The following is a 22,332-nucleotide window of genomic DNA, read 5'->3' as shown; positions in this document are numbered from 1 at the left end:
CCTCCGTAGGTCGATCAGAATTCGGCGCTGCCCGGTGCGCGCGGGTAGGGGATCGCGTCGCGGATGTTGCTCAGGCCGCAGACGTATACCACCAGGCGCTCGAAGCCGAGGCCGAAGCCGGCGTGCGGCACCGAACCGTAGCGGCGGAAGTCGCGGTACCAGCCGTAGTGCGCCGGGTCCAGGCCGAACTGCGCCATGCGTGCATCGAGCACATCCAGGCGCTCTTCGCGCTGGCTGCCGCCGATGATCTCGCCGATGCCCGGGGCCAGCACATCCATGGCCGCGACGGTCTTGCCGTCGTCGTTCAGGCGCATGTAGAAGGCCTTGATGTGCTCGGGGTAGTTGGTCACCACCACCGGGCGGCCGATATGTTCTTCGGTCAGCCAGCGCTCGTGCTCGGTCTGCAGGTCCAGGCCCCATTCGACCGGGAAGTCGAACTTCTTGCCCGAGCTCTGCAGCAGCTTCACCGCTTCGGTGTAGTCGATCTGCTCGAACGGGGCGTTGATGAAGCCTTCCAGCTTGGTGATCGCGTTCTTGTCCACGCGCTCGGCCAGGAAGGCCAGGTCGTCGCCACGCTCATCGAGCACCGCGCGGAACAGGTACTTCAGGAACTGCTCGGCCAGGCGCGCATCTTCGGCCAGATCGGCGAAGGCGATTTCCGGCTCGATCATCCAGAACTCCGCCAGATGGCGGGTGGTGTTGGAGTTCTCGGCGCGGAAGGTCGGGCCGAACGTGTAGACCTTGCTCAGCGCCAGGCAGTACGCCTCGACGTTCAGCTGGCCGGACACGGTCAGGAAGGTTTCCTTGCCGAAGAAATCGCGGCTGAAATCCACCTCGCCCTTTTCGTTGCGCGGCAGGTTGGCCATGTCCAGCGTCGAGACCCGGAACATCTGGCCGGCGCCCTCGGCATCGGACGTGGTCACGATCGGGGTGCTGATCCAGTTGAAGCCGTTCTGGTGGAAGAACCGGTGCACGGCCTGGGCCAGACAGTTGCGGATGCGGGTAACCGCACCGAACAGGTTCGTGCGTGGGCGCAGGTGCGCCACTTCGCGCAGGAACTCCGGGCTCATCGGCTTGGGCTGGATCGGGTAGGTCAGCGGGTCTTCGACCAGGCCGACGATCTCGATGTGGCTGGCCTGGATCTCGAAGGACTGGCCCTTGCCCTGGGATTTGACCAGGGTGCCGCGGGCGATCACCGAGCAGCCCGGGGTCAGGCTCTTGATGTCATCGAAATTGGCCAGGGTGTCATTGGCCACCACCTGGATGGGGGCGAAGCAGGAGCCATCGGTGACATTGACGAAGGCAAGCGCCGCAGAGCCGCGCACCGTGCGGACCCATCCGCGTACTGTTGCCTCGCCGCCTTCCGGGATCTTCCCGGCAAGCGCATGTTCAACGCTGACCACCGTCATGACTTGAATCCTCTGTTGATCGACTCGATCTCTGAACACGGAGTTTAACGGGTGCGGTGTTCGGCTTGCGAGGCATTTCTTGCGGTCCGGGGCGCCTATAATGATCACGATCCGCTGGAGTTGCCTGTCATGGCCGTAAGCCTTACCCCTGTTGCCTTTGCCCGTGTGCAGAAGTTCGTCGAGCAGACGCCCGGCGCGCTGGGCCTGCGTTTCGGCGTGACCCGCACCGGTTGTTCCGGCTGGGGCCACATCACCGATCTGGCCCGCGATGAGCGCGAGGGCGACACCGTCTTCGAGCAGGATGGGGTCCGCATCTATGTGGATGCCACCAGCCTCGAGCTGGTGGACGGCACCGAAATCGACTTCGGCAAGCACGGGCTGAGCGAGACCTTCACGTTCAGGAACCCGAACGCCACCGCTGAATGCGGCTGCGGCGAGAGCTTCACGACCGAGGCCGACAAGGCCTGATCGCCCGCGTGCCGGGCCTGTTCAGCCCGCCCGGCTTGCCTTGTGACCCCTTCTGCTGCCACAATGCGCGGCTTCCTGCCTGATTCCGGGCAGGACCCTTGCCCCACCGCGTTCACCTGCGGGGGGCTGTCCGGCCCTCAAAGGGCCACATCCGAAAGGTAAAAACACATGAGTCGTCATTACGAAGTCGTGTTCCTGGTCCATCCGGACCAGAGCGAACAGGTCCCGGCCATGATCGAGCGCTACAAGGCGCTGGTCGAGAACGGCAACGGCACCATCCACCGTCTGGAAGATTGGGGCCGTCGTCAGCTGGCTTACCCGATCCAGAACCTGGTGAAGGCCCACTACGTCATGCTCAACATCGAGTGCGACCAGGCCGTGCTGAGCGAGCTGGTGGAAAGCTTCCGCTTCAACGACGCCGTGCTGCGCAACCTCGTCATCAAGCGTGACGAAGCTGACACCGAGCAGTCGCTGATCATGAAGAGCAAGGACGAGAAGGGTGACAAGCCCGAGCGTGGCGAGCGTCGTCGTCGTGATGACGAAGAAGGTGAAGCCACCCCCGCCGCCGCTGACACCGATGCCGGCGAAGACGCCGCTTCGGCCGCTTAAGGAGCACTGACATGTCCAAGTTCTTCCGTCGTCGCAAGTTCTGCAAGTTCACGGCCGAAGGTGTGAAGGAGATCGATTACAAGGATCTCAACACCCTGCGCCAGTACCTCACCGAGAACGGCAAGATCGTGCCGAGCCGCGTGACCGGTACCAAGTCGAAGTACCAGCGCCAGCTGGCAACGGCCGTCAAGCGCGCCCGTTTCCTGGCCCTGATTCCGTACACCGACAACCACGACGTCTGATGAAGGCGGGCGGCCTGTTGGTCGCCGCTTTCGCGGATCCCGCCGCCCGCGCTGTGAAGCGTCGGGCGGTGTGAAGGATCTGCCGTTCGGATATTCGGACAGCCATCGCTGCGGGGCCTGGGCCTCGCTAACGAATACATATTTGGAGCTACACCATGAAGCTGATTCTTCTTCAGAAGGTCACCAACCTCGGCGGTCTGGGCGATCTGGTCGACGTGAAGCCGGGCTACGGCCGCAACTTCCTCGTCCCGACCGGCAAGGCCGTTCCGGCCACCGCGACCAACGTGGCCGAGTTCGAAGCCAAGCGCGCTGATTACGAAGCCAAGGCCCAGTCGATCCACGCTGATGCCGAAGCCCGCAAGGCGCAGCTGGAAGGCAAGAGCGTGACCATCGCTGCCAACGCTTCGACGGAAGGCAAGCTGTACGGTTCGGTCGGCCCGCGCGATATCGCCGAAGCCTTCACCGCTGCCGGCCTGCCGCTGGAAAAGAGCGAAGTGATCCTGGGCGAAGGCGCCTTCCGCAACGTGGGCGAGTACGAGGTGACTGTCCACCTGCACGCCGACGTGGAAACCACCGTCAAGGTGGTTGTGGAAGCCGAAAAGGCCTGATTCCTGCCGAAAGGCGGGCGTCACTGAAACGGGTACCCGCGAGGGTGCCCGTTTTTTGTTTGTGGCAACGGCAACCGCAACGGCTTGGCCGTGACGATACAGGCGGGAGGGCGCCGGGCAGCCCGGACCGGGACGCGCCCTGAACCCCCGCCCGTGCCGTCCCGCCTTGCCCCACGCTGGAAATGCGGGCTGGAGCCGCCCCCGCAGCGCGCTGAACACCGGCCCCGTTATACTCAGGCTATCGCGTCGCCCCCGGGGTCATTGAAGTCCTGCAATATCAATGGCTTGAGGGGTAAATACGCTCCGTAATCCACCATGGTGGGGGTCGCTTCAGGCCTTCGCCCGGAACCCAATCACGCCATGCGTCTGTCCACGATCAAGCTGTCCGGATTCAAATCCTTCGTCGATCCGACCACGCTGCACCTGCCGACCAACATGACCGGCGTGGTGGGCCCCAATGGCTGTGGCAAATCGAACATCATCGATGCCGTGCGCTGGGTGATGGGCGAAAGCTCCGCCAGCCGCCTGCGTGGCGACTCGCTGACCGACGTCATCTTCTCCGGCTCCTCCGCCCGCAAGCCCGTCTCGCAGGCCGCCGTCGAGCTGATCTTCGACAACACCGACCACACCATCACCGGCGAGTACGCCTCATTCAACGAGATCTCGGTCAAGCGCACCGTCAGCCGTGACGGCAGCAGCAACTACTACCTCAACGGCACCAAGTGCCGCCGCCGCGACATCACCGACCTGTTCCTCGGCACCGGCCTGGGGCCGCGCAGCTACTCGATCATCGAGCAGGGCATGATCAGCAAGATCATCGAGGCGCGGCCTGAAGATCTGCGGGTCTACCTGGAAGAAGCTGCCGGCATCTCCAAGTACAAGGAGCGCCGCAAGGAAACCGAGACCCGCATCCGGCATACCCGCGAGAACCTTGACCGCCTCAACGACCTGCGCGAGGAGATCGGCAAACAGCTCGAGCACCTCAAGCGCCAGGCGCGCCAGGCCGAGCAGTACCAGGCGCTGCAGGAAGAGCGCAAGGTCAAGGACGCCGAGTGGAAGGCGCTGGAATACCGTGGGCTGGATGGCCGCCTGGGCGGCCTGCGCGAAGCACTTTCGCGCGAGGAGACCCGCCTGCAGCAGCTGATCGCCGAGCAGCGCGATGCCGAAGCCCGCATCGAAACCAGCCGCCTGCGCCGCGAAGAGGCCTCCGATGCGCTCAACACCGCGCAGGCCGAGGTCTACCAGGTCGGCAGCACGCTGGCCCGCCTGGAGCAGCAGATCCAGCATCAGCGCGAGATGTCGCAGCGACTGAACAAGGCGCGCGATGAAGCGCAGCAGGCACTGGCCGATCTGGGCCAGCACATCAGTGGCGATGAGGCCAAGCTGATGGTGCTGCGCGAGGCAGTGGACGATGCCGAGCCGCGCCTGGAGCAGTTGCAGGAAGAGAATGAGATCAAGCAGGAAGCCCTGCGTGATGCCGAGGCCCGGCTGGCCGATTGGCAGCAGCGCTGGGAGAGCCATACCCGCAGCACCTCCGAAGCCTCGCGCGCCGGCGAAGTCGAGCGCACCCGCGTGGATTATCTGGACCGCCAGGTGCTGGAAGCCGATCGCCGCCGCGAGTCGCTGCAGGCCGAGCGCGCCGGGCTGGATCTGGACGCCCTGGCCGAGGTGTTCGAAGAACTGCACCTCCAGCACGAGACCCAGAAGGCCTCGCTGGACACGCTCAACGAGCAGGTGGAAGAACGCAAGCATGCCGTGGCCGGGCTGCAGGACCGCCAGCGCGCCGGGCAGACCGAGCTGGCCGAGATCCGCAAGCAGGCCCAGGCCGCCCGCGGCCGGTTGTCGTCACTGGAGACCCTGCAGCAGGCCGCACTAGGCCAGGAGCAGGGCGCCGCGGTGGCCTGGCTGAAGGCACGCGGGCTGGATTCGGGCGCGCGTGTCGGCGAACGCCTGACCGTGGAGAGCGGCTGGGAAAACGCCGTGGAAAGCGCGCTCGGCCAGCTGATCGAGGGCGTGCTGGTCGATTCCCCGGCATCGCTGGTGGATGCGCTGGGCGAACTCGGCGAAGGCCGTATCGCGCTGGTCTCGGCCGAGCAGGACGCGCTGGATGTCGCGCCGACCTCGCTGGCCGCGAAAGTGCAGGGCCCCACTGCGATCCGTCGGCTGCTGGCACGCCTGCATGCCGCCGAGGATCTCGCGTCCGCCCGTTCGCTGCAGGCGACACTGGGCGAGGGCGACTCGGTCATTACCCGCGGTGGCGAGCGGCTGGGCGAGGGCTGGGTGCGCGTGTCGCGCTCCGGCGCGGCCAAGCAGGGCGCGCTGCTGCGCGAACGCGAGATTGTTACCCTGCGCGAGCAGATTGAAACACTGCAGGACCGCGAAGCGGCCCTGGAAGAGCAGCTGGCCGGCTTCCGTGACCAGTTGCTGGCCGGTGAGCAGCAACGCGAAGACGCGCAGCGCCAGCTGTACCTGGCCCATCGCAGCGTTTCCGAGCTCGGTGGCCAGCTGCAGAGCCAGCAGGGCAAGGTGGAGGCCGCACGCACCCGCATCGACCGCATCGAAGGCGAGCTGGTGCAATTGCTGGAGACGCTGGATGCCGGTCGCGAGCAGGTGCGCGAAGCACGTTCGCGGCTGGACGATGCGGTCACCAGCATGGGCGACCTGGAATCGGTCCGCGCCGCGCTGGAAGGCGAGCGTCGCCAGCTTACCGATGCCCGCGACCAGGCCCGCGACCAGGCCCGCAACGTGCGCGAGGCGGCGCATTCGCTCGCCTTGACGCTGGAATCGCAGCGCGCGCAGATCGCCTCGCTGAGCCAGGCGCTGGAGCGCATGAGTACCCAGCGTGGGCAGCTGGATACGCGATTGGGTGAACTGCATTCGCAGCTGGACGAAGGTGATTCGCCGGTCAAGGCGCTCGAAGCCGAACATCAGAACGCCTTGGGCGAGCGCGTGCGTGCCGACCGCGTGCTGGGCGAAGCCCGTACGTTGCTCGATGGCATCGATGCCGAACTGCGCACGTTCGAGCAGACCCGCCACCAGCGCGACGAACAGGCGCTGGCGCAGCGCGAGCGCATTTCCCAGCGCAAGCTCGACCAGCAGGCACTGGTGCTCAGTGCTGACCAGCTGTCGGCCTCGGTGGAGAAGGCCGGCTTCGTGCTGCAGGATGTGATCAACAGCCTGCCCGAGGATGCGCGGGCCACCGACTGGGAGCAGGCCGTGCACCAGATCGATGGCCGCATGCGCCGGCTGGAGCCGGTCAACCTGGCCGCCATCCAGGAATACGGCGAGGCGTCGCAGCGTTCGGAGTACCTGGATGCGCAGAACACCGACCTCACCACCGCGCTGGAAACCCTGGAGGATGCGATCCGCAAGATCGACCGCGAGACCCGCGGCCGCTTCAAGGACACCTTCGACCGCGTCAACGCCGGTGTGCAGCAGCTGTATCCGCGCCTGTTCGGTGGTGGCCACGCCTACCTCGAGCTGACAGGTGAAGACCTGCTCGACACCGGTGTTGCGATCATGGCGCGGCCGCCGGGCAAGCGGGTGTCGAGCATCTCGCTGCTGTCCGGTGGCGAGAAGGCGATGACCGCGGTGGCGCTGGTGTTTGCGATCTTCCAGCTCAACCCGGCACCGTTCTGCCTGCTGGACGAGGTGGACGCGCCGTTGGACGAAGCCAACGTCGGTCGCCTGGCCAACATGGTCAAGGAAATGAGCGAGAAGGTTCAGTTCCTGTTTGTGAGCCACAACAAGGCCACGATGGAAGCTGCCCACCAGCTCTCCGGCGTGACCATGCGCGAGCCGGGCGTCAGCCGACTGGTCAGTGTCGACCTGGAGGAAGCCGCACGATTGGCGGGCGCGGCTTGACGTGCCATCCTTAAGTACCTGAATGATTTAGCCGGAGACCCCCCCGAATGTCCGACATGGCACTGCTCCGCATCGGCATCCTGGCCGCCGGCCTGCTGTTGATCGCTGCGATCTTCCTGTTTGGCCGTCCGAAAAAGAAAGCGCAGGGCCGTCGCGTCGAAGGCGCGGAGAGCACCAGCGGCCAGCGCCGTGAGCCCGTGCTGGGCGAGGGCGAGAGCCCGGCCGAGGGCGCTGCCCCCGTTGTCGGCGAAGACGGCGTCACCCAGCCCGAGCTGGGGCTGCCGGACGTGGACGCCGCGCCGGCCAGTGACCTGGGCAAGCGTGCGACGCAGGATTTCGACAAGATCGTCTCGCTGTTCGTCGCTGCGCGCGCGGGCGAGCAGCTGCGTGGCGAGGACATCGTCGTTGCTGCGGAAAAGACCGGCCTGGTGTTCGGCCACATGAATGTCTTCCACCGCCTGGTCGAAGGCCACCCCGAGCGCGGCCCGATCTTCTCGATGGCCAGCATCATGAAGCCGGGCAGTTTCGATATGGCCAACATCCGCGAGATGGAAACCCCGGCGATCGCCTTCTTCCTGACCCTGCCGGCGCCGCTGACCGCGCTGGACGCCTGGGAAAAGATGCTGCCGACCGTGCAGCGCATGGGCGAGCTGCTCGATGGCGTCGTGCTCGATGACAGCCGCAATGCCCTGGGTCGCCAGCGCATCGCGCACATCCGTGATGAGCTGCGCGCCTACGACCGCCAGCACCAGGCCCCGCCGCTGACCAAGGCCCCGCGCTGGTGATTGCCGTAGAGCCGACCAACGGTCGGCTCTACCTGTTCTGGCTGACCACCGTGTCGAAGGCCGCACGGAACCGCGCCATTTCGGCCGCGGTGCCCACCGTCACGCGCACCCGCTGCGGCCAGATCAGCCAGCTGCGCCCGATGACCACGCCCTGTTCGGCCATCGCCGCAGAGAACGCCGCGCCGTCGCGCTGCACATCGACCACGAAACAGTTTGCTTCCGACGGCACGCAGCTAAAGCCGCGCTTACCGAGCCAGCCGATGGTCTCCTGCCGTACCTGGGCATTCTCCGCCTTGCGCTGTGCGATCAATCCCGGATCACGCAGGCTGGCCAGTCCCGCCGCCATCGCGGTGACCGGCAGCGGGTTGTCGCCCAGGCTGGCCAGTTGCTTCAGGCGGTCCGGATGCGCGGCCGCCACCCCCAGGCGCAGGCCGGCCATGCCGTAGAGCTTGGAGAAGGTGCGCAGCACGATCACATCGTCGCGCTGCATCACCTGGCCGATCACCGAGCGCTGCTCGCTGTACTGCAGGTAGGCCTCGTCCACCAGCACGCGGGTCTGGGCCGGCTTGTTGGCCAGCAGCCAGGCAATGTCGGCCGCCGGGGTGATCGAACCTGTGGGATTGTTGGGGTTGCACAGATACAGCAGGCCGGCATTGACCGTCGCGGCAGCCGCCGCCATCGCACGCACGTCGTGTGCCCCGTCTGCGCGCAGCGGCACCCTGGCCACCGTGGCCCCACGCGCCTCGGCAAGATCGCCCAGCGCCTCGAAGGTGGGATCGGCGACCACCAGCCCCGCACTAGGCGAGGTCCACAGCACGGCCGCGCGGTTCAGTGGCTCGCTGGAGCCCGGATACAGCCGCACGTGATCCTTGCCGATGCCTTCCTGCTGGGCGAACAGATCGCGCAGCTCGCCGGCCAGAGCAAACAGATACCGCCCGCTGCTGGCGATGATGTCGCGTGCCGCCGCCTGCGCAGCCGGTGATGGCCCATACGGGCATTCGTTGAAGTTCAGCAGCACCGGTCCTGTGCTGGCGGGGAGTGCACGCGACGGCGCGGCCGATGCAGGCAGCACGCCCAGGCCGGACAATGCCAGGCCGGCGCCGGCCAGCTGCAGGAACGAGCGACGGGAAGCGACGAGGGCAGGGGTCACGGGGCACCGAAAACAAGGGGTTCGGCGCACGCTAGCGCCACGGCGGATCGGCGGCAAGCGTTCTTCACTGCGCGCAGGAGCGGGGGGAGGGGTAAAATTGAATGCCCCACCAGGATCGCCTCCCGCATGACCCCCAGCCCCGCCGCACGTGCCGACGTCCTGCGCCGCCAGATCGAGGAGGCCGGCAAGGCATACCACGAGCGCGACGAGCAGATGATCCCCGACGTCGAGTACGACCTGCTGGTGCGCGAGCTGGAGGCGATCGAGCAGGCACACCCGGAGCTGGCCGCGGCCGATTCGCCGACCCGGCAGGTCGGTGGCAAGGCGTCCTCCCGTTTCGCCGAGGTCCGCCACGCGGTGCCGATGCTGTCGCTGGGCAATGCCTTCAGTGATGAGGAAGTCCAGGATTTCGTGCGCCGCATCAGCGAGCGCCTGCGTCGCAGCACGCTGTATTTTTCCGCCGAACCGAAGCTTGACGGCCTGGCGATCAGCCTGCGCTACGAGGAGGGCCGTTTCGTGCAGGGGGCGACCCGTGGCGATGGCGCCACCGGCGAGGATGTCAGCGCGAACCTCCGCCAGATCAGTGTGATCCCGCAGGTGCTCAAGGGTGAGGGCTGGCCAGCGGTGCTGGAAGTGCGCGGCGAGGTCTACATGGCCCGTGCCGACTTCGAGGCCTACAACGCCGATGCGCGCCTGCATGACGGCAAAGTGCTGGCCAATCCGCGCAACGCCGCCGCTGGTTCGCTGCGCCAGCTCGATCCGAAGATGAGCGCCAGGCGCAAGCTGAGCTTCTACGCTTACGGCACCGGCCAGGTTGAAGGCGGCGAGCTGCCGCCCACGCATTCGGCCACGCTGGCGCAGCTGCGCGCGTGGGGGCTGCCGGTGAGTGACCTGTGCCAGGTGGTGGAGGGGGCCGACGGGCTGCTCGCCTATTACCGCGACATCGGCGAACGCCGCGACGGTCTGGCTTTCGATATCGACGGTGTGGTGTACAAGCTCGACGATCGCGCCGGCCAGGAACAGATGGGCTTCGTCGCGCGCGCACCGCGCTGGGCGATCGCGCACAAATTCCCGGCGCAGGAACAGACCACCACGGTGGAGGCGATCGAGATCCAGATCGGCCGCACGGGTGCCGCGACCCCGGTCGCGCGTCTGGCGCCGGTCGCCGTGGCCGGCGTGATCGTGTCCAACGCGACGCTGCACAATGCCGACCAGATCGCGCGCCTGGATGTGCGCGTGGGCGATACGGTGATCGTGCGCCGCGCCGGTGATGTGATCCCGGAAGTGGTCAGCGTGATCGCCGACCGCCGCCCCGCCGGCACCACGCCGTGGCAGATGCCTTCGCAGTGCCCGGTGTGCGGCTCGGAGATCGTCCGCGAAGAGGGCGAGGCCGCGTGGCGCTGCTCGGGTGAGCTGAGCTGCCCGGCGCAGCGCAAGGAAGCCATCGCGCACTTCGCCTCGCGTCGTGCCATGGATATCGACGGCCTGGGCGGCAAGTACATCGAGACCCTGGTCGACGCCGGTATCGTGCGCGGCGTGGCCGATCTGTACCGCCTGCAGCGTGATCAACTGCTGCAGCTCAAGCTGGTGCTGGATGCCGAATCGCCCGAGGCGCTGGCCAGCCAGATCGGCCTGCACCTGCCGCCGGAAGGCAGCGGCGAGTACCTGAGGGCCATCCTCAAGCTCGATGGCAGCGACGAGGCATGGCGCGCGCAGGCGCTGGCGATGCCGGCCACGTTCGCCTGGAACACGAAGAAGATCGCGACCAAGTGGGCCGACAACCTGATCGCCGCGATCGACGCCAGCCGCACCACCACGCTGGAGCGGCTGTTGTTCGCGCTGGGCATCGAGCATGTCGGCGAGAGCACCGCCAAGGCCCTGGCGACCTGGTTCGGCGATCTCGAACTGATCCGTCATCTGCCTTGGCCGCTGTTCAAGCGCGTGCCCGACATCGGCGGCGAAGTGGCGCGTTCGCTCGGCCACTTCTTCGAACAGGCTGGCAACCAGGAGGCGATCGATGCGCTGCTGCAGGTCGGCCAAGTGCGCATCAGCGATGTGCACCCGCCGATCGCCAAGCTGCGGGACGGTCTGGATTTCGCGCAGCTGTTGGTCGAAGCGGAGATTCCGGGCATCACCCGGCTGCGCGCGGAGAAGCTGGTGGCCATGTTGCCGGATGCGGCCTCGGTGCTGGACGCCGAGCCGGTGCGGTTCGTGGTCGCCGGCCTGCCGAACGAGGTAGCCCTCGGGCTGGCCGACTGGCTCGACAGCGAAGGCCACGGCCCGATGCTGCTCAAGGCCGAGGAATACCGCCAGAAGCTGCTGACACTGGCGCCGGAGCAGGCCGACCAGGTCGCCGGCCCGTTGGACGGCCAGACCACCGTGCTGACCGGAACGCTGACGCAGATGAACCGCGACGAGGCCAAAGCCCGGCTGGAAGCGCTCGGCGCCAAGGTGGCTGGCAGTGTGTCGAAAAAAACCTCCTTCGTGGTCGCCGGTGCCGAGGCCGGTTCCAAGCTGACCAAGGCGCAGGAGCTGGGCGTGCCGGTCTGGGACGAAGACCAGCTGATCGCCTTCCTCGCGCAGCACTGAACAAGAGAAACCGCATGCAGACCGTTCCCCTCGATTTCCGCCTGGCCACCGTCGCCGACACCGAGTTGCTGATCGGGCTGATGCGTGATTTCTACGCCGAAGACAAACTCGACTTCGAAGACACCCGTGTGCGGAACGCGCTGGCCGCGTTGCTGGAAGATCCGCGCAACGGTGAAGTGCTGCTGTGGCTGGACGAGGCCGGCGCGGTGGTGGGCTATGGAGCACTGGCGATGGGCTTCAGCCTGGAGCAGGGCGGCCACTTTGCGTTGCTCGATGAGCTGTACCTGAGCCATGCCGCGCGTGGGCGGGGCCGCGGCAAGCAGGCGCTGGCCATCCTCGAACAGCGCGCCAACGCACGTGGCGTGGAGCGCATGCGCCTGGAAGTGAACCATCACAACGAACTGGCGCGACGCCTGTACCTGGCCACCGGCTACGTCGATGACACCCGCGATCTGCTGACCCTGCCGCTGGCCCAGCGGCTGAAGGACGCGCGCGCGTGATCGCCGCGCTGCGCCAGCGTGCCGCGCTCAATGCGCTGATCCGCCGCTTCTTCGCCGCACGCGACGTGCTCGAGGTCGAAACGCCGATCCTGTCCGCAGCAGGCAATACCGAGCCGAACATCGACAGCTTCCATACCCGCTTCAGCGGGCACGTGGATGCGGGCACCGCGCAACGCTGGCTGCGCACCTCGCCGGAGTTCCCGTTGAAGCGATTGCTCGCGGCAGGGGTGGGGGACTGCTACGAACTGGGTCGTGTGTTCCGCAACGGCGAAGCCGGCGGCCGCCACAATCCCGAGTTCACCATGCTGGAGTGGTACCGGATCGGCTGGGACCACCGTCGCCTGATCGACGAGACCGCCGCCCTCGTGCGCGATGCGCTGCAGCTGGTTCAGCGCGAGGCGACGCTGGAGGTCATCGATTACCGCGGTCTTTACCAGCAGCACGTCGGGCTGGACCCGTTCCAGGCCAGCCTGGAAGACCTGCAGGCACCGCTGGCCGAGGTCCGCATCGATGCGGACGGATTGACCCGGGATGACTGGCTCGATCTGCTGATGACCCACTGCATCCAACCGTACTTCCGTGACGACACCATGACGGTGGTGCATGACTGGCCTGCCACCCAGGCGGCATTGGCGAAAATTCGGCCGGGCACGCCCCCGCTGGCCGAACGGTTCGAGCTGTACCTGGGCAGCGTGGAGCTGGCCAACGGCTATCACGAGCTGAACGACGCGGCTGAACAGCGCGCGCGTTTCGAGCGCGACCATGCCATCCGTACCGCGCGCGGCGACGTGCTGCCCCCGCTGGATGAACACCTCTTGGCGGCCTTGCCGGCGCTGCCCGATTGCGCGGGGGTGGCGGTGGGCGTGGACCGGCTGCTGATGGCGATGAACCGCACCGACCGCATCGCCGATGTGCTGGCCTTCGATTTCGCCCACGCCTGAGGCGTTTTGACGCATCCGCGTCTTGCACGGGCTGCATGATGATGCTCTGATCACACCGGATGTCCGAAGGTGGGTCATGTGATTGTTCAGGCGTGGCGGGGATCGTGTTGATGAAGCTGTTGGTAGGCGCGGGCATGCCCTTGTGGCCGGTGTTGCTGTGGACTGCGCTGATGCCTGAAACGGCGCTCGCGCAGGCCGGCGGCTATGCCGGCCAGGTGGTGCGTTGCGAATCGCGCGACATGGGGTGGGTGCATTGCGATGTCCCCACCGAAGGCGGTGTCGATCTGATCCGCCAGCTCTCCGATAACAGCTGCGTGCGAGGCTCGGAATGGGGCACCGACCGTTCCGGCGTCTGGGTGACCCTGGGCTGTCGCGCCGAGTTCCGCGCGCGTACCGCGGCTGCCGCGCCGCGTGCCGACGGTGAACGCCGCACGCGCCGGGTGGTGCGCTGCGAATCCAACGGGCGCCCGCAGAGCTGCCCGGTCGTGCTGCAGGGCGCGCCGGTGCGTCTGCTGCGCCAGCTCACCTCGCTGCCGTGCCGCGAAGGCCACAGCTGGGGCTATCGCCGCAATGAGATCTGGGTGACCCGCGGTTGCCAGGGCGAGTTCGAGGTCGGTGCCGCCGATGGCAGCGGGTTCCTCAACGTGCCACGCATCCTGGTCTGCGAATCCAAGTCGCGCCAGCGCCGCTTCTGTGGTGCCGGGATCACCCACGGTGTCACGCTCAACAAGCAGCTCTCCGGCACCCCCTGCGAGCAGGGCAGCAGCTGGGGCTGGGACAGCCGTGGGGTCTGGGTCGACAAGGGCTGCCGCGCCGAGTTCGCGGTCAACTGAGCGCGCGATTCCGCCTGCATCGGCACGCCGCTACAATGGCCCGATGAACGCATCCACCGACATCGACTACGCCCGTTACGACCATATCCGCCCGATCCTGTGGACCGGCGAGAGCCTGCAACTGCTCGACCAGCGCAAACTGCCGTTCATCGTCGAGCACGTGGAGTGCCGCGACAGCGACGCGGTTGCCGAGGCCATCCATGCGCTGACCGTGCGCGGCGCACCGGCGATCGGCATTGCCGCCGCCTGGGGCGTGGTACTGGCGGCCAATGAGGTCCAGGCCGACGATGGCGCCCAAGCGCTGTTGAAGCTGGAGCCGGCCCTGCAACGCCTCAACGCCTCGCGCCCGACCGCCGTGAACCTGGCCTGGGCGCTGGCCCGCATGCGCCGCGCGCTGGCCCCGGCCGGTGCCGACTGGCAGCAGGTGCTGGCCGCCGAAGCCCAGGCAATCGCCGAGGAGGATCTGGCCGCCAACCGCCACATGGGCGCGCTGGGCGCCGGGCTGATCGAGGCCGGCAGCGGCGTGCTCACCCACTGCAATACCGGCTCGCTGGCCACCGCCGGCTTCGGCACCGCGCTGGGCGTGATCCGCGCCGGCATGGCCCAGCACCGCATCGCCCGCGTGTTCGCCGGCGAGACCCGGCCGTGGCTGCAGGGCGCGCGCCTGACCGTGTGGGAGCTGCAGCAGGATGGCATCGATGCCACCCTGATCGCCGATTCGGCCGCCTCGCACCTGATGAAGACCGGTGCGGTCCAGTGGGTGGTCGTGGGCGCGGATCGCATCTGCGCCAACGGTGACACCGCCAACAAGATCGGCACCTACCAGCTGGCCATCGCCGCCCGCCACCACGGCGTGAAGTTCATGGTGGTGGCGCCGTCCTCCACGGTGGACATGGACACTGCCGACGGCGAGCAGATCGAGATCGAACAGCGCGATCCTGGCGAGCTCTACGGCGTGGGCGGCACCCGTACCGTGGCCGAGGGCATCGCCGCCTGGAACCCGGTCTTCGACGTCACCCCGGGCAGCTTGATCGACGCCATCGTGACCGAGCGTGGGGTGATCCTGAACCCGACGGTGGCCAACATGCAGTCCGCGTTCGGCTGAGGCCGGCTGCGGCGCGTGCCACGACCGACGGTCGTGGCCTGCCCAAGCGCCCGCCAACGCCCCCGTAAGTTCCTGATTCTTGCCGGTAAAACCCCCGTAAAAGCGGGCGGAAAATGGCCCGCTGTGGTAGAATCCAACGGTTAATCGAGATTCCGGCGCAACCGCCCCGAAAGGGCGGTCGTGACGGACTGGACCGCTACCAGACAACGGAACCCGAATGGCAGAAACCGCCAAGGAAATCATCCAGGTCAACCTGGAAGACGAGATGCGCAAGAGTTACCTCGATTACGCGATGAGCGTGATCGTGGGGCGCGCACTCCCGGATGCGCGCGATGGCCTCAAGCCGGTGCATCGCCGCGTGCTGTTCGCGATGAGTGAACTCAACGCGCACGCCAACAAGCCTTACTTCAAGTCGGCGCGTATCGTCGGTGACGTCATCGGTAAGTACCACCCGCATGGCGATCAGTCGGTGTACGACACGCTGGTGCGTCTGGCACAGCCGTTCTCGCTGCGCTACATGCTGGTCGATGGCCAGGGTAACTTCGGTTCGGTCGACGGCGACTCCGCCGCGGCGATGCGATACACCGAAGCCCGCATGTCCAGGCTCACCCATGAGCTGATGGCCGACATCGACAAGGAAACGGTCGATTTCCAGCCCAACTACGACGAAAAGGAACTGGAGCCGACGGTCATGCCGACCCGGTTCCCGAACCTGCTGGTCAACGGTTCGGCCGGTATCGCGGTGGGCATGGCGACCAACATCCCGCCGCACAACCTGACCGAATCGATCAACGCCTGCATCGCGCTGATCGACAACCCCGAGATCGACGTCGACGGCCTGATGGAGTTCATCCCGGGCCCGGACTTCCCGACCGCGGGCATCATCAACGGCACCGCCGGCATCGTCGCCGGGTACCGGACCGGTCGTGGCCGTGTGCGCATCCGCGCCAAGGCCGAGGTCGAAGTGGCTGACAACGGCCGCGAATCGATCATCGTCACCGAGATCCCGTACCAGGTGAACAAGGCCCGGTTGATCGAGAAGATCGCCGAGCTGGTCAAGGAAAAGAAGCTCGAAGGCATCAGCGAACTGCGCGATGAGTCCGACAAGGACGGCATGCGCATCTTCATCGAGATCAAGCGCGGCGAGTCGGCGGAAGTTGTGTTGAACAACCTCTACCAGCAGACCCAGATGGAGTCGGTGTTCGGCATCAACATGGTGGCGCTGGTCGATGGCCGCCCGCAGTTGATGAACCTCAAGCAGATGCTCGAGGCCTTCGTGCGCCACCGCCGCGAAGTGGTCACCCGCCGCACCGTGTTCGAACTGCGCAAGGCGCGTGCGCGTGCGCACGTGCTGGAAGGCCTGACCGTCGCGCTGGCCAACATCGACGAGATGATCGAACTGATCAAGACCTCGCCGAACCCCACCGAGGCGCGCGAACGCATGCTCGCCCGCCTGTGGGAGCCGGGCCTGGTCGGCTCGATGCTGGGCGCCGCCGGTGCCGAAGCCTCGCGTCCGGATGATCTGCCCAAGGGTGTGGGCCTGCTCGCGGGCGGCTACCAGCTGACCGAGATCCAGGCGACCCAGATCCTGGAAATGCGCCTGCATCGCCTGACCGGGCTGGAGCAGGACCGCCTGACCGACGAGTACAAGCTGCTGCTGGAAACGATCGCCGGGCTGATCCATATCCTGGAAGATCCGGACCGTCTGCTGCAGGTCATCCGCGAAGAGCTGATCAACGTGCGTACGGAGTTCGGCGACGAGCGCCGCACCGAGATCCGCCACAGCGAAGAAGACCTGGACATCCTCGACCTGATCGCCCCGGAAGACGTGGTGGTCACCCTGTCGCACGCCGGCTATGCCAAGCGCCAGCCGGTCAGTGCCTACCGGGCCCAGCGCCGCGGTGGCCGTGGCCGCAGTGCCGCCTCGACCAAGGAAGAGGATTTCATCGAACAGCTGTGGCTGGTCAACACGCATGACACGCTGCTGACCTTCACCAGTGCGGGCAAGGTGTTCTGGCTGCCGGTCCACCAGTTGCCGGAGGCCGGCTCCAACGCCCGTGGCCGCCCGATCATCAACTGGATTCCGCTGGAAGCCGGTGAGCGGGTCCAGGCCGTGCTGCCGGTGCGCGAGTACGCCGAAGGCCAGTTCGTGTTCTTCGCCACCCGCAACGGCACGGTCAAGAAGACCCCGCTCAGCGAGTTCGCCTTCCGCCTGGCGCGCGGCAAGATCGCGATCAACCTCGATGAGGGCGATGCGCTGGTCGGCGTCGGCCTGACCGATGGCGAGCGCGACATCCTGCTGTTCGCCTCCAACGGCAAGACCGTGCGCTTCGGTGAGGACAAGGTCCGCTCGATGGGCCGTACCGCCACCGGCGTGCGCGGCATCAAGATGCCCAAGGGTGAGGAAGTGGTCAGCCTGATCGTGGCCGAGAGTGCCGGCGGCAGCGAAGACGAGAACGAGGATGAGAGCCAGGTCGACGAGACCGTGATCGACAGCGGCGATGCCGTGATCGAGAACGGCGCCGACGATGACAACGCGCTCTACATCCTGACCGCGACCGAGAACGGCTACGGCAAGCGCACCCCGCTGCCGGATTACCCGCGCAAGGGCCGTGGCACGCAGGGTGTGATCGGCATCCAGACCACCGAGCGCAACGGCAAGCTGGTGCGTGCGGTGCTGATGGGCCCGCGCGACGAAGTGCTGCTGATCTCCGATGGTGGCACCCTGGTGCGTACCCGCGGTTCGGAAATCTCGCGCGTCGGCCGCAACACCCAGGGCGTGACCCTGATCCGTCTGTCCAAGGAAGAGAAGCTCCAGGCGGTTGAACGCATGGATGCCTCGCTGGATGAGGGTGTGGAAGAAGATGCACCGGCGGCCGTCGACGCCAGCCCGGTGGTGGCACCGCCGGAGGCGTAAGCCCCTGCGGCAGTGACACGGAAAACGCCGGCACATGCCGGCGTTTTTCGTTGTGGGCAGGGAGATTGCACGCTTTCATCGTCGGCTGTGCCGACGCTGGCGGCTGCAGCAAAGAACGCGCAACGTTCACGACCCCGGTGGGATAAGAGCCGCGGGGCCGGCGGCAACGTCGGCGATCTTCGCGCTTCAGGAGAAACCGATGTCCACCACGACGCAGACCCGCCGCCCCCGCCATTGGCTGGTGGCTGTGCTGGCAATTGTCATTCTGTTGCTGGGCGTTGTATTCACCGCGGGCGGCGCCTGGCTCGCCAGCCTCGGTGGTTCCTGGTACTACGTCCTGGCCGGCGTCGGCCTGCTGATCTCCGGCGTGCAGCTGTGGCGGGGCCGCTACAGCGGCGCGCTGTGGTTCGCGCTGGTGTTCGTCGGCACGCTGCTGTGGACGTGGTGGGAGTCGGGCAGCAACTATTGGCGCTGGGTGCCGCGCCTGGGCCTGATCGTGGCGATCGGCTTCGTGCTGTCGCTGCTGCTGCCGACGTTGGATCGCCCGGTGTCGCGCAAGGTCTCGCGCGGCATCGCCGGCGTGCTGGCGCTGGTGTTCGTGGCGGCCTTCACCCTGGCCTTCGTGCCACATGGTGTTACCGAGGCACAGGGCGCCTTCCCCGAGCCGATGACCAGCACCGGCCTGGCACCCACGGCCGACGCGCCCCTGCAACCGGCCGACCGCCCGGTGGACGGCGACTGGGCCGCCTATGGTCGCAACAACGCGGCAACGCGTTTCTCGCCGCTGCAGCAGATCACCCCGGACAACGTGGCCAAGCTTGAGCAGGCCTGGCTGTTCCGCACTGGCGACCTGCCGGAGAAGCGCTGGGGTGCGGAAACCACGCCGCTGAAAATCGGCGACAGCCTCTACCTGTGCACCGCGCGCAATCAGCTGGTCGCGCTCAACGCCGCCGATGGCACCGAGCGCTGGCGCTACGACCCGAAGATCAAGGACAAGTCGATCCCGTACACCGCCGCCTGCCGCGGGGTCTCCTACTACGAAGTGCCCGCCGCCGCGCAGGACACCGCGTTGAACGATGTGGCCGCGGACCTGGCCGTTCCCAGCGGCGTGCCCGTGCTGACCCAGGTGCCGCGTGGCGCCTGTGCGGCGCGCATCATCGAAGGCACCCTGGATGGCCGCCTGATCGCGGTCGATGCCGCCACCGGCAAGCCGTGCGCCGGTTTCGGCAACAACGGCCAGGTCGACATCACCGTGGGCATGGGCGACAGCCCGGCCGGCTATGTCTCCATCACCTCGCCGCCGGCGATCGTGCAGGGCGTGATCGTGACCGGCCACCAGGTGCTGGACGGTCAGCGCCGCGACGCGCCATCCGGCGTGATCCAGGCCTACGATGCCGTCACCGGCAAACTGCGCTGGGCGTGGGACATGGTCCGCCCGGAGCGCAACGGCGCACCGCCGCCGGGTGAGACCTATACCCGCGGCACCCCCAACATGTGGACCACTGCGACCGGCGACGACGAACTTGGGCTGGTCTACCTGCCGATGGGCAACTCGGCCGGCGATTACTGGAGTGGCTCGCGCACCGAAAACGAAAACCGTTACGCCACCTCGCTGGTGGCGATCGACGTCAACACCGGCAAGCCGGCCTGGCACTTCCAGGCGGTGCGCAAGGACGTCTGGGATTACGACATGGGCTCGCAGGCGACCCTGATCGATTATCCGACCGCCGCCGGCAAAGTCCCGGCCCTGCTGCTGCCGACCAAGCAGGGCGACATGTACATCCTCGACCGTCGCACCGGCAAGCTGCTGACCCCAGCCGAAGAGCGCAAGGTGCCCACGGGCGGCGTCGAGCCGGAACAGCGCTCGCCCACCCAGCTGTTCTCGCTGTATCACACGCTGCGCAAACCGGACCTCACCGAGCGCGACATGTGGGGCATGACCCCGATCGACCAGCTGGTCTGCCGCATCCAGTTCCGCGAGGCCAGTTACGAAGGCTTTTACACCCCGCCGACCGCGGACCGTCATTCCATCGAGTATCCCGGCTACAACGGGGGCTCGGACTGGGGCAGCGTGGCCGTGGATCCGCGCCGTGGCGTGATCGTTGCCAACTACAACGACATGCCCAATTACAACCGCCTGGTGCCGCGCGAGAAGGCGGACAAACTGGGGTGGCTGCCGCGCGAGGATGTGACCGCCGACAAGGGCGGCGCCGAAGGCGCGGGCGATCCGCAGGTGGGCACGCCGTATGCCATCGACGTCAACGCCGGCTGGCGCCTGCCGTTCACCAAGCTGCTGTGCAAGCAGCCGCCGTACGGTGGCATCCGCGCGGTCGACCTGCGTACCGGCAAGACCCTGTGGGACCGCCCGTTCGGCAGTGCCCGCGGCAATGGGCCGTTCGGCATCCGCTCCGGCCTGCCGATCGAGATCGGTACGCCCAACAACGGTGGTTCGGTGGTCACGGCCAGCGGCCTGATCTTCATTGCCGCGGCGACCGATGATCTGCTGCGCGCGATCGACCTGAAAACCGGCAAGGAACTCTGGCATGCCAAGCTGCCGGCCGGCGGCCAGGCCAACCCGATGATCTACGAGTTCGGTGGGCGCCAGTACGTGGTCATCATGGCCGGTGGTCATCACTTCATGGAAACCCCGGCCGGCGATTACGTGATCGCCTACGCGTTGCCGAAGGGGTGAGGGACGCCGCGTCGGATGTGGCCGGCGTTCCATTGACGCAAGGGCGGGCAGCGCCCGGCCGCTCGTTGCGAGACTACAGCGCTTCGCGCGGAAGTCTGACAACTGGCCGCGTTCTCTCCTGGTGAGCCTGGACGGCACGCGCTGCCATGCTGGCCGGATGCCGAGTTCCTCCGTTCGATCTGCGCGATGTCCGCTGTCAAATGCCTGCTACGTCGTCACCACTGTCACCACCCATCAGTTCCCGTTGTTCCATCATCACGGCAATGCGCAGGATGTCGCGCGCTGGCTGCGTGCTTCCGATGCGGAAAGACGCACGGAATCTTTCGCCTGGGCCATCATGCCCGACCGCGTGCATTGGCTGTCCCTCCCGATGCGGGCGGGGCTGGCCAGCGGTCTGCATGGCTATCCGTTTTCGTGGTGCCGCTGGCCGGTCTGAATGGTGACGGGGCCGCCGCGCCGACGGTGCTACGCCGGGACCCGCACCATCTTCCGCATCAGATGCTCGACCACGCCTGTCGGCTCTGCGGTACGGCCCACGTGCGTGCTCGACATCTGCACCACCGAGCTGCGCTTGGCGGTGAGGAAATGGAAACGTGCACGCGCAGGCAGCTGCGCGATCGGCCCGGCGTTCGCGTCACCGCGGCAGATCGCCACGATCGCATCCAGCCACGGCTGCAGGCCCTCGATATCCAGCGTCGGCGCGAAGGCACGCAGCCGCTCCACATCCAGCTCGATCGCCGCTTCCAGGTGCTTTGCGCCCGGGCAGGACACGATCACCCCGACGTTGATGAATTCCTCGCGCTCCACGCGGGGCACTACGCGGATCACCGCATAGTCATAGGTGTGCAGTGTGGGCACGGACGGCCTCCTGTACAAAAGCCGCGCGTACGCGAAGGCGGTGTTGCAGATAATCGATATACGCCTGGCGGTAAGCCGCCGGGCTGTCGAAGGCGGGTTCGTCCACCAGCCAGCTGTCCGGCACCAGGCCGACGATCCGCTCGATTTCGGCATCGGGCAGCATCACCGCGAGCGCAGAATCCACTTCGGCAATCTGCGTGGCGAAGGGCAGCAGTACATGATCGCGGATCAGCACGAACGGCTTACTGCAGGCCTCCCCGGCACCGGCCCAGTCGTGATGGAAGTACATTGCCGCACCATGGTCGATCAGGTACAGCCTGCGATGCCAGACCATCAGGTTGGGATTGCGCGCGGTGCGGTCCACGTTGCTGGTGAATGCATCGAACCACACGATCTTCGAGGCCAGCTCGGCATCGGGCTGCATGGCCGCCGGGTCGTAGTTGATCGCCCCGGGCAGGTAATCACTGCCCAGGTTCAGGCCCTCGCTGGCACGGATCAGATCCTGGATTTCCGGGTCCGGTTCGGTCCGGGCGAACTCGCGGTCGAGCTCCACGAACACGATCTCCGGGATCGGCAGGCCGAGCGTGCGGGCGATCTCGCCAGCGATCAGTTCGGCGATCAGCGCCTTCGGTCCTTGGCCGGCGCCACGGAATTTAAGCACCACCATGCCGTCGTCGTCGGTCTCGACCACGGCGGGCAGGGAGCCGCCTTCGCGCAGCGGGGTGACATATCGGAGGGCGTGCACGGTTCGCATGGGGCATT

Annotated in this window: 18 protein-coding genes; 14 read left to right on the top strand and 4 right to left on the bottom strand. The window is 66.8% G+C overall.

Features of this window, described 5'->3' with window-relative positions:
* Positions 1 to 14 precede the first annotated feature (14 nt).
* The gene (gene asnS, locus HMPREF3113_RS02005; protein ID WP_070470514.1) at positions 15 to 1,409 is read right to left on the bottom strand and encodes an asparagine--tRNA ligase; all 1,395 of its coding nucleotides are present in this window, start codon (positions 1,407 to 1,409) and stop codon (positions 15 to 17) included.
* A 129-nt stretch (positions 1,410 to 1,538) separates the two neighbouring features.
* Here asnS and HMPREF3113_RS02000 point away from each other — a divergent pair, with 129 nt between their 5' ends.
* From HMPREF3113_RS02000 to zipA, 6 genes are all read left to right on the top strand, one after another.
* On the top strand, positions 1,539 to 1,877 hold the full coding sequence (locus HMPREF3113_RS02000; RefSeq protein ID WP_019184349.1) for a HesB/IscA family protein: 339 nt from the start codon (positions 1,539 to 1,541) through the stop codon (positions 1,875 to 1,877).
* Between the two features lie 168 nt (positions 1,878 to 2,045).
* On the top strand, positions 2,046 to 2,486 hold the full coding sequence (rpsF, locus tag HMPREF3113_RS01995) for a 30S ribosomal protein S6 (protein ID WP_070470512.1): 441 nt from the start codon (positions 2,046 to 2,048) through the stop codon (positions 2,484 to 2,486).
* Positions 2,487 to 2,497: 11 nt separating this feature from the next.
* Complete coding sequence (gene rpsR / locus HMPREF3113_RS01990; protein ID WP_002804494.1) at positions 2,498 to 2,728, top strand: 30S ribosomal protein S18; 231 nt, start codon at positions 2,498 to 2,500, stop codon at positions 2,726 to 2,728.
* Positions 2,729 to 2,883: 155 nt separating this feature from the next.
* On the top strand, positions 2,884 to 3,336 hold the full coding sequence (gene rplI / locus HMPREF3113_RS01985) for a 50S ribosomal protein L9 (RefSeq protein ID WP_019184347.1): 453 nt from the start codon (positions 2,884 to 2,886) through the stop codon (positions 3,334 to 3,336).
* 360 nt (positions 3,337 to 3,696) lie between these two features.
* Positions 3,697 to 7,200 (top strand): chromosome segregation protein SMC, encoded by a 3,504-nt coding sequence (gene smc, locus HMPREF3113_RS01980; RefSeq protein ID WP_070470510.1) that lies wholly within the window; start codon positions 3,697 to 3,699, stop codon positions 7,198 to 7,200.
* A gap of 47 nt (positions 7,201 to 7,247) precedes the next feature.
* Positions 7,248 to 7,985: a cell division protein ZipA gene (gene zipA, locus HMPREF3113_RS01975; protein ID WP_070470508.1), complete on the top strand. Its 738-nt coding sequence runs from the start codon at positions 7,248 to 7,250 to the stop codon at positions 7,983 to 7,985.
* Between the two features lie 28 nt (positions 7,986 to 8,013).
* On the opposite strand, the gene HMPREF3113_RS01970 is transcribed toward zipA, so the two are convergent.
* Complete coding sequence (locus HMPREF3113_RS01970) at positions 8,014 to 9,135, bottom strand: pyridoxal phosphate-dependent aminotransferase (RefSeq protein WP_070470506.1); 1,122 nt, start codon at positions 9,133 to 9,135, stop codon at positions 8,014 to 8,016.
* A 126-nt stretch (positions 9,136 to 9,261) separates the two neighbouring features.
* On the opposite strand from HMPREF3113_RS01970, the gene ligA reads away from it, so the two are divergent.
* The 8 genes from ligA to HMPREF3113_RS18530 all read left to right on the top strand — a co-directional run bounded on the left by ligA (position 9,262) and on the right by HMPREF3113_RS18530 (position 21,148).
* Positions 9,262 to 11,724, top strand: a complete 2,463-nt coding sequence (ligA, locus tag HMPREF3113_RS01965) for an NAD-dependent DNA ligase LigA (protein WP_070470504.1) — start codon at positions 9,262 to 9,264, stop codon at positions 11,722 to 11,724.
* A 14-nt stretch (positions 11,725 to 11,738) separates the two neighbouring features.
* Positions 11,739 to 12,224 (top strand): GNAT family N-acetyltransferase, encoded by a 486-nt coding sequence (locus HMPREF3113_RS01960; protein WP_070425456.1) that lies wholly within the window; start codon positions 11,739 to 11,741, stop codon positions 12,222 to 12,224.
* A complete protein-coding gene (gene epmA / locus HMPREF3113_RS01955) occupies positions 12,221 to 13,165 on the top strand; it encodes an EF-P lysine aminoacylase EpmA (protein ID WP_070470502.1) in 945 nt (314 codons plus the stop codon). Before HMPREF3113_RS01960 ends, epmA begins: the two co-directional genes overlap by 4 nt.
* Positions 13,166 to 13,275: 110 nt before the next feature.
* Complete coding sequence (locus HMPREF3113_RS01950; protein WP_019184339.1) at positions 13,276 to 13,998, top strand: DUF3011 domain-containing protein; 723 nt, start codon at positions 13,276 to 13,278, stop codon at positions 13,996 to 13,998.
* A 43-nt stretch (positions 13,999 to 14,041) separates the two neighbouring features.
* On the top strand, positions 14,042 to 15,103 hold the full coding sequence (gene mtnA, locus HMPREF3113_RS01945) for an S-methyl-5-thioribose-1-phosphate isomerase (protein WP_070470499.1): 1,062 nt from the start codon (positions 14,042 to 14,044) through the stop codon (positions 15,101 to 15,103).
* Positions 15,104 to 15,320: 217 nt separating this feature from the next.
* Positions 15,321 to 18,020 (top strand): DNA gyrase subunit A, encoded by a 2,700-nt coding sequence (gene gyrA / locus HMPREF3113_RS01940; protein WP_070470497.1) that lies wholly within the window; start codon positions 15,321 to 15,323, stop codon positions 18,018 to 18,020.
* A gap of 199 nt (positions 18,021 to 18,219) precedes the next feature.
* The gene (locus HMPREF3113_RS01935) at positions 18,220 to 20,712 is read left to right on the top strand and encodes a membrane-bound PQQ-dependent dehydrogenase, glucose/quinate/shikimate family (RefSeq protein WP_070470495.1); all 2,493 of its coding nucleotides are present in this window, start codon (positions 18,220 to 18,222) and stop codon (positions 20,710 to 20,712) included.
* A 121-nt stretch (positions 20,713 to 20,833) separates the two neighbouring features.
* Positions 20,834 to 21,148 (top strand): hypothetical protein, encoded by a 315-nt coding sequence (locus HMPREF3113_RS18530; protein ID WP_139146278.1) that lies wholly within the window; start codon positions 20,834 to 20,836, stop codon positions 21,146 to 21,148.
* Positions 21,149 to 21,177: 29 nt separating this feature from the next.
* On the opposite strand, the gene HMPREF3113_RS01925 is transcribed toward HMPREF3113_RS18530, so the two are convergent.
* Positions 21,178 to 21,570 carry a DUF3037 domain-containing protein gene (locus tag HMPREF3113_RS01925; protein WP_019184334.1) on the bottom strand — a complete coding sequence of 131 codons (393 nt, stop codon included), beginning with the start codon at positions 21,568 to 21,570 and terminating at the stop codon, positions 21,178 to 21,180.
* The gene (locus HMPREF3113_RS01920; RefSeq protein WP_070470490.1) at positions 21,548 to 22,324 is read right to left on the bottom strand and encodes a HipA family kinase; all 777 of its coding nucleotides are present in this window, start codon (positions 22,322 to 22,324) and stop codon (positions 21,548 to 21,550) included. Before HMPREF3113_RS01920 ends, HMPREF3113_RS01925 begins: the two co-directional genes overlap by 23 nt.
* Positions 22,325 to 22,332 lie beyond the last annotated feature (8 nt).

It is taken from the genome of Stenotrophomonas sp. HMSC10F06, from assembly GCF_001807865.1.
GTDB lineage: Bacteria > Pseudomonadota > Gammaproteobacteria > Xanthomonadales > Xanthomonadaceae > Stenotrophomonas > Stenotrophomonas bentonitica_A.
Note: the sequence above shows the minus strand (reverse complement) of the source record. Positions and strands in the feature narration are given on the sequence as shown.

Coding starts and splice junctions, on each gene's coding strand:
- rpsR (WP_002804494.1), top strand. CDS start 2,498: ATGTCCAAGTTCTTCCGTCGTCGCAAGTTCTGCAAGTTCACGGCCGAA.
- smc (WP_070470510.1), top strand. CDS start 3,697: ATGCGTCTGTCCACGATCAAGCTGTCCGGATTCAAATCCTTCGTCGAT.
- HMPREF3113_RS01920 (WP_070470490.1), bottom strand. CDS start 22,324: ATGCGAACCGTGCACGCCCTCCGATATGTCACCCCGCTGCGCGAAGGC.
- HMPREF3113_RS01960 (WP_070425456.1), top strand. CDS start 11,739: ATGCAGACCGTTCCCCTCGATTTCCGCCTGGCCACCGTCGCCGACACC.
- mtnA (WP_070470499.1), top strand. CDS start 14,042: ATGAACGCATCCACCGACATCGACTACGCCCGTTACGACCATATCCGC.
- HMPREF3113_RS01950 (WP_019184339.1), top strand. CDS start 13,276: ATGAAGCTGTTGGTAGGCGCGGGCATGCCCTTGTGGCCGGTGTTGCTG.
- zipA (WP_070470508.1), top strand. CDS start 7,248: ATGTCCGACATGGCACTGCTCCGCATCGGCATCCTGGCCGCCGGCCTG.
- rplI (WP_019184347.1), top strand. CDS start 2,884: ATGAAGCTGATTCTTCTTCAGAAGGTCACCAACCTCGGCGGTCTGGGC.
- ligA (WP_070470504.1), top strand. CDS start 9,262: ATGACCCCCAGCCCCGCCGCACGTGCCGACGTCCTGCGCCGCCAGATC.
- rpsF (WP_070470512.1), top strand. CDS start 2,046: ATGAGTCGTCATTACGAAGTCGTGTTCCTGGTCCATCCGGACCAGAGC.
- HMPREF3113_RS02000 (WP_019184349.1), top strand. CDS start 1,539: ATGGCCGTAAGCCTTACCCCTGTTGCCTTTGCCCGTGTGCAGAAGTTC.
- asnS (WP_070470514.1), bottom strand. CDS start 1,409: ATGACGGTGGTCAGCGTTGAACATGCGCTTGCCGGGAAGATCCCGGAA.
- HMPREF3113_RS01935 (WP_070470495.1), top strand. CDS start 18,220: ATGTCCACCACGACGCAGACCCGCCGCCCCCGCCATTGGCTGGTGGCT.
- gyrA (WP_070470497.1), top strand. CDS start 15,321: ATGGCAGAAACCGCCAAGGAAATCATCCAGGTCAACCTGGAAGACGAG.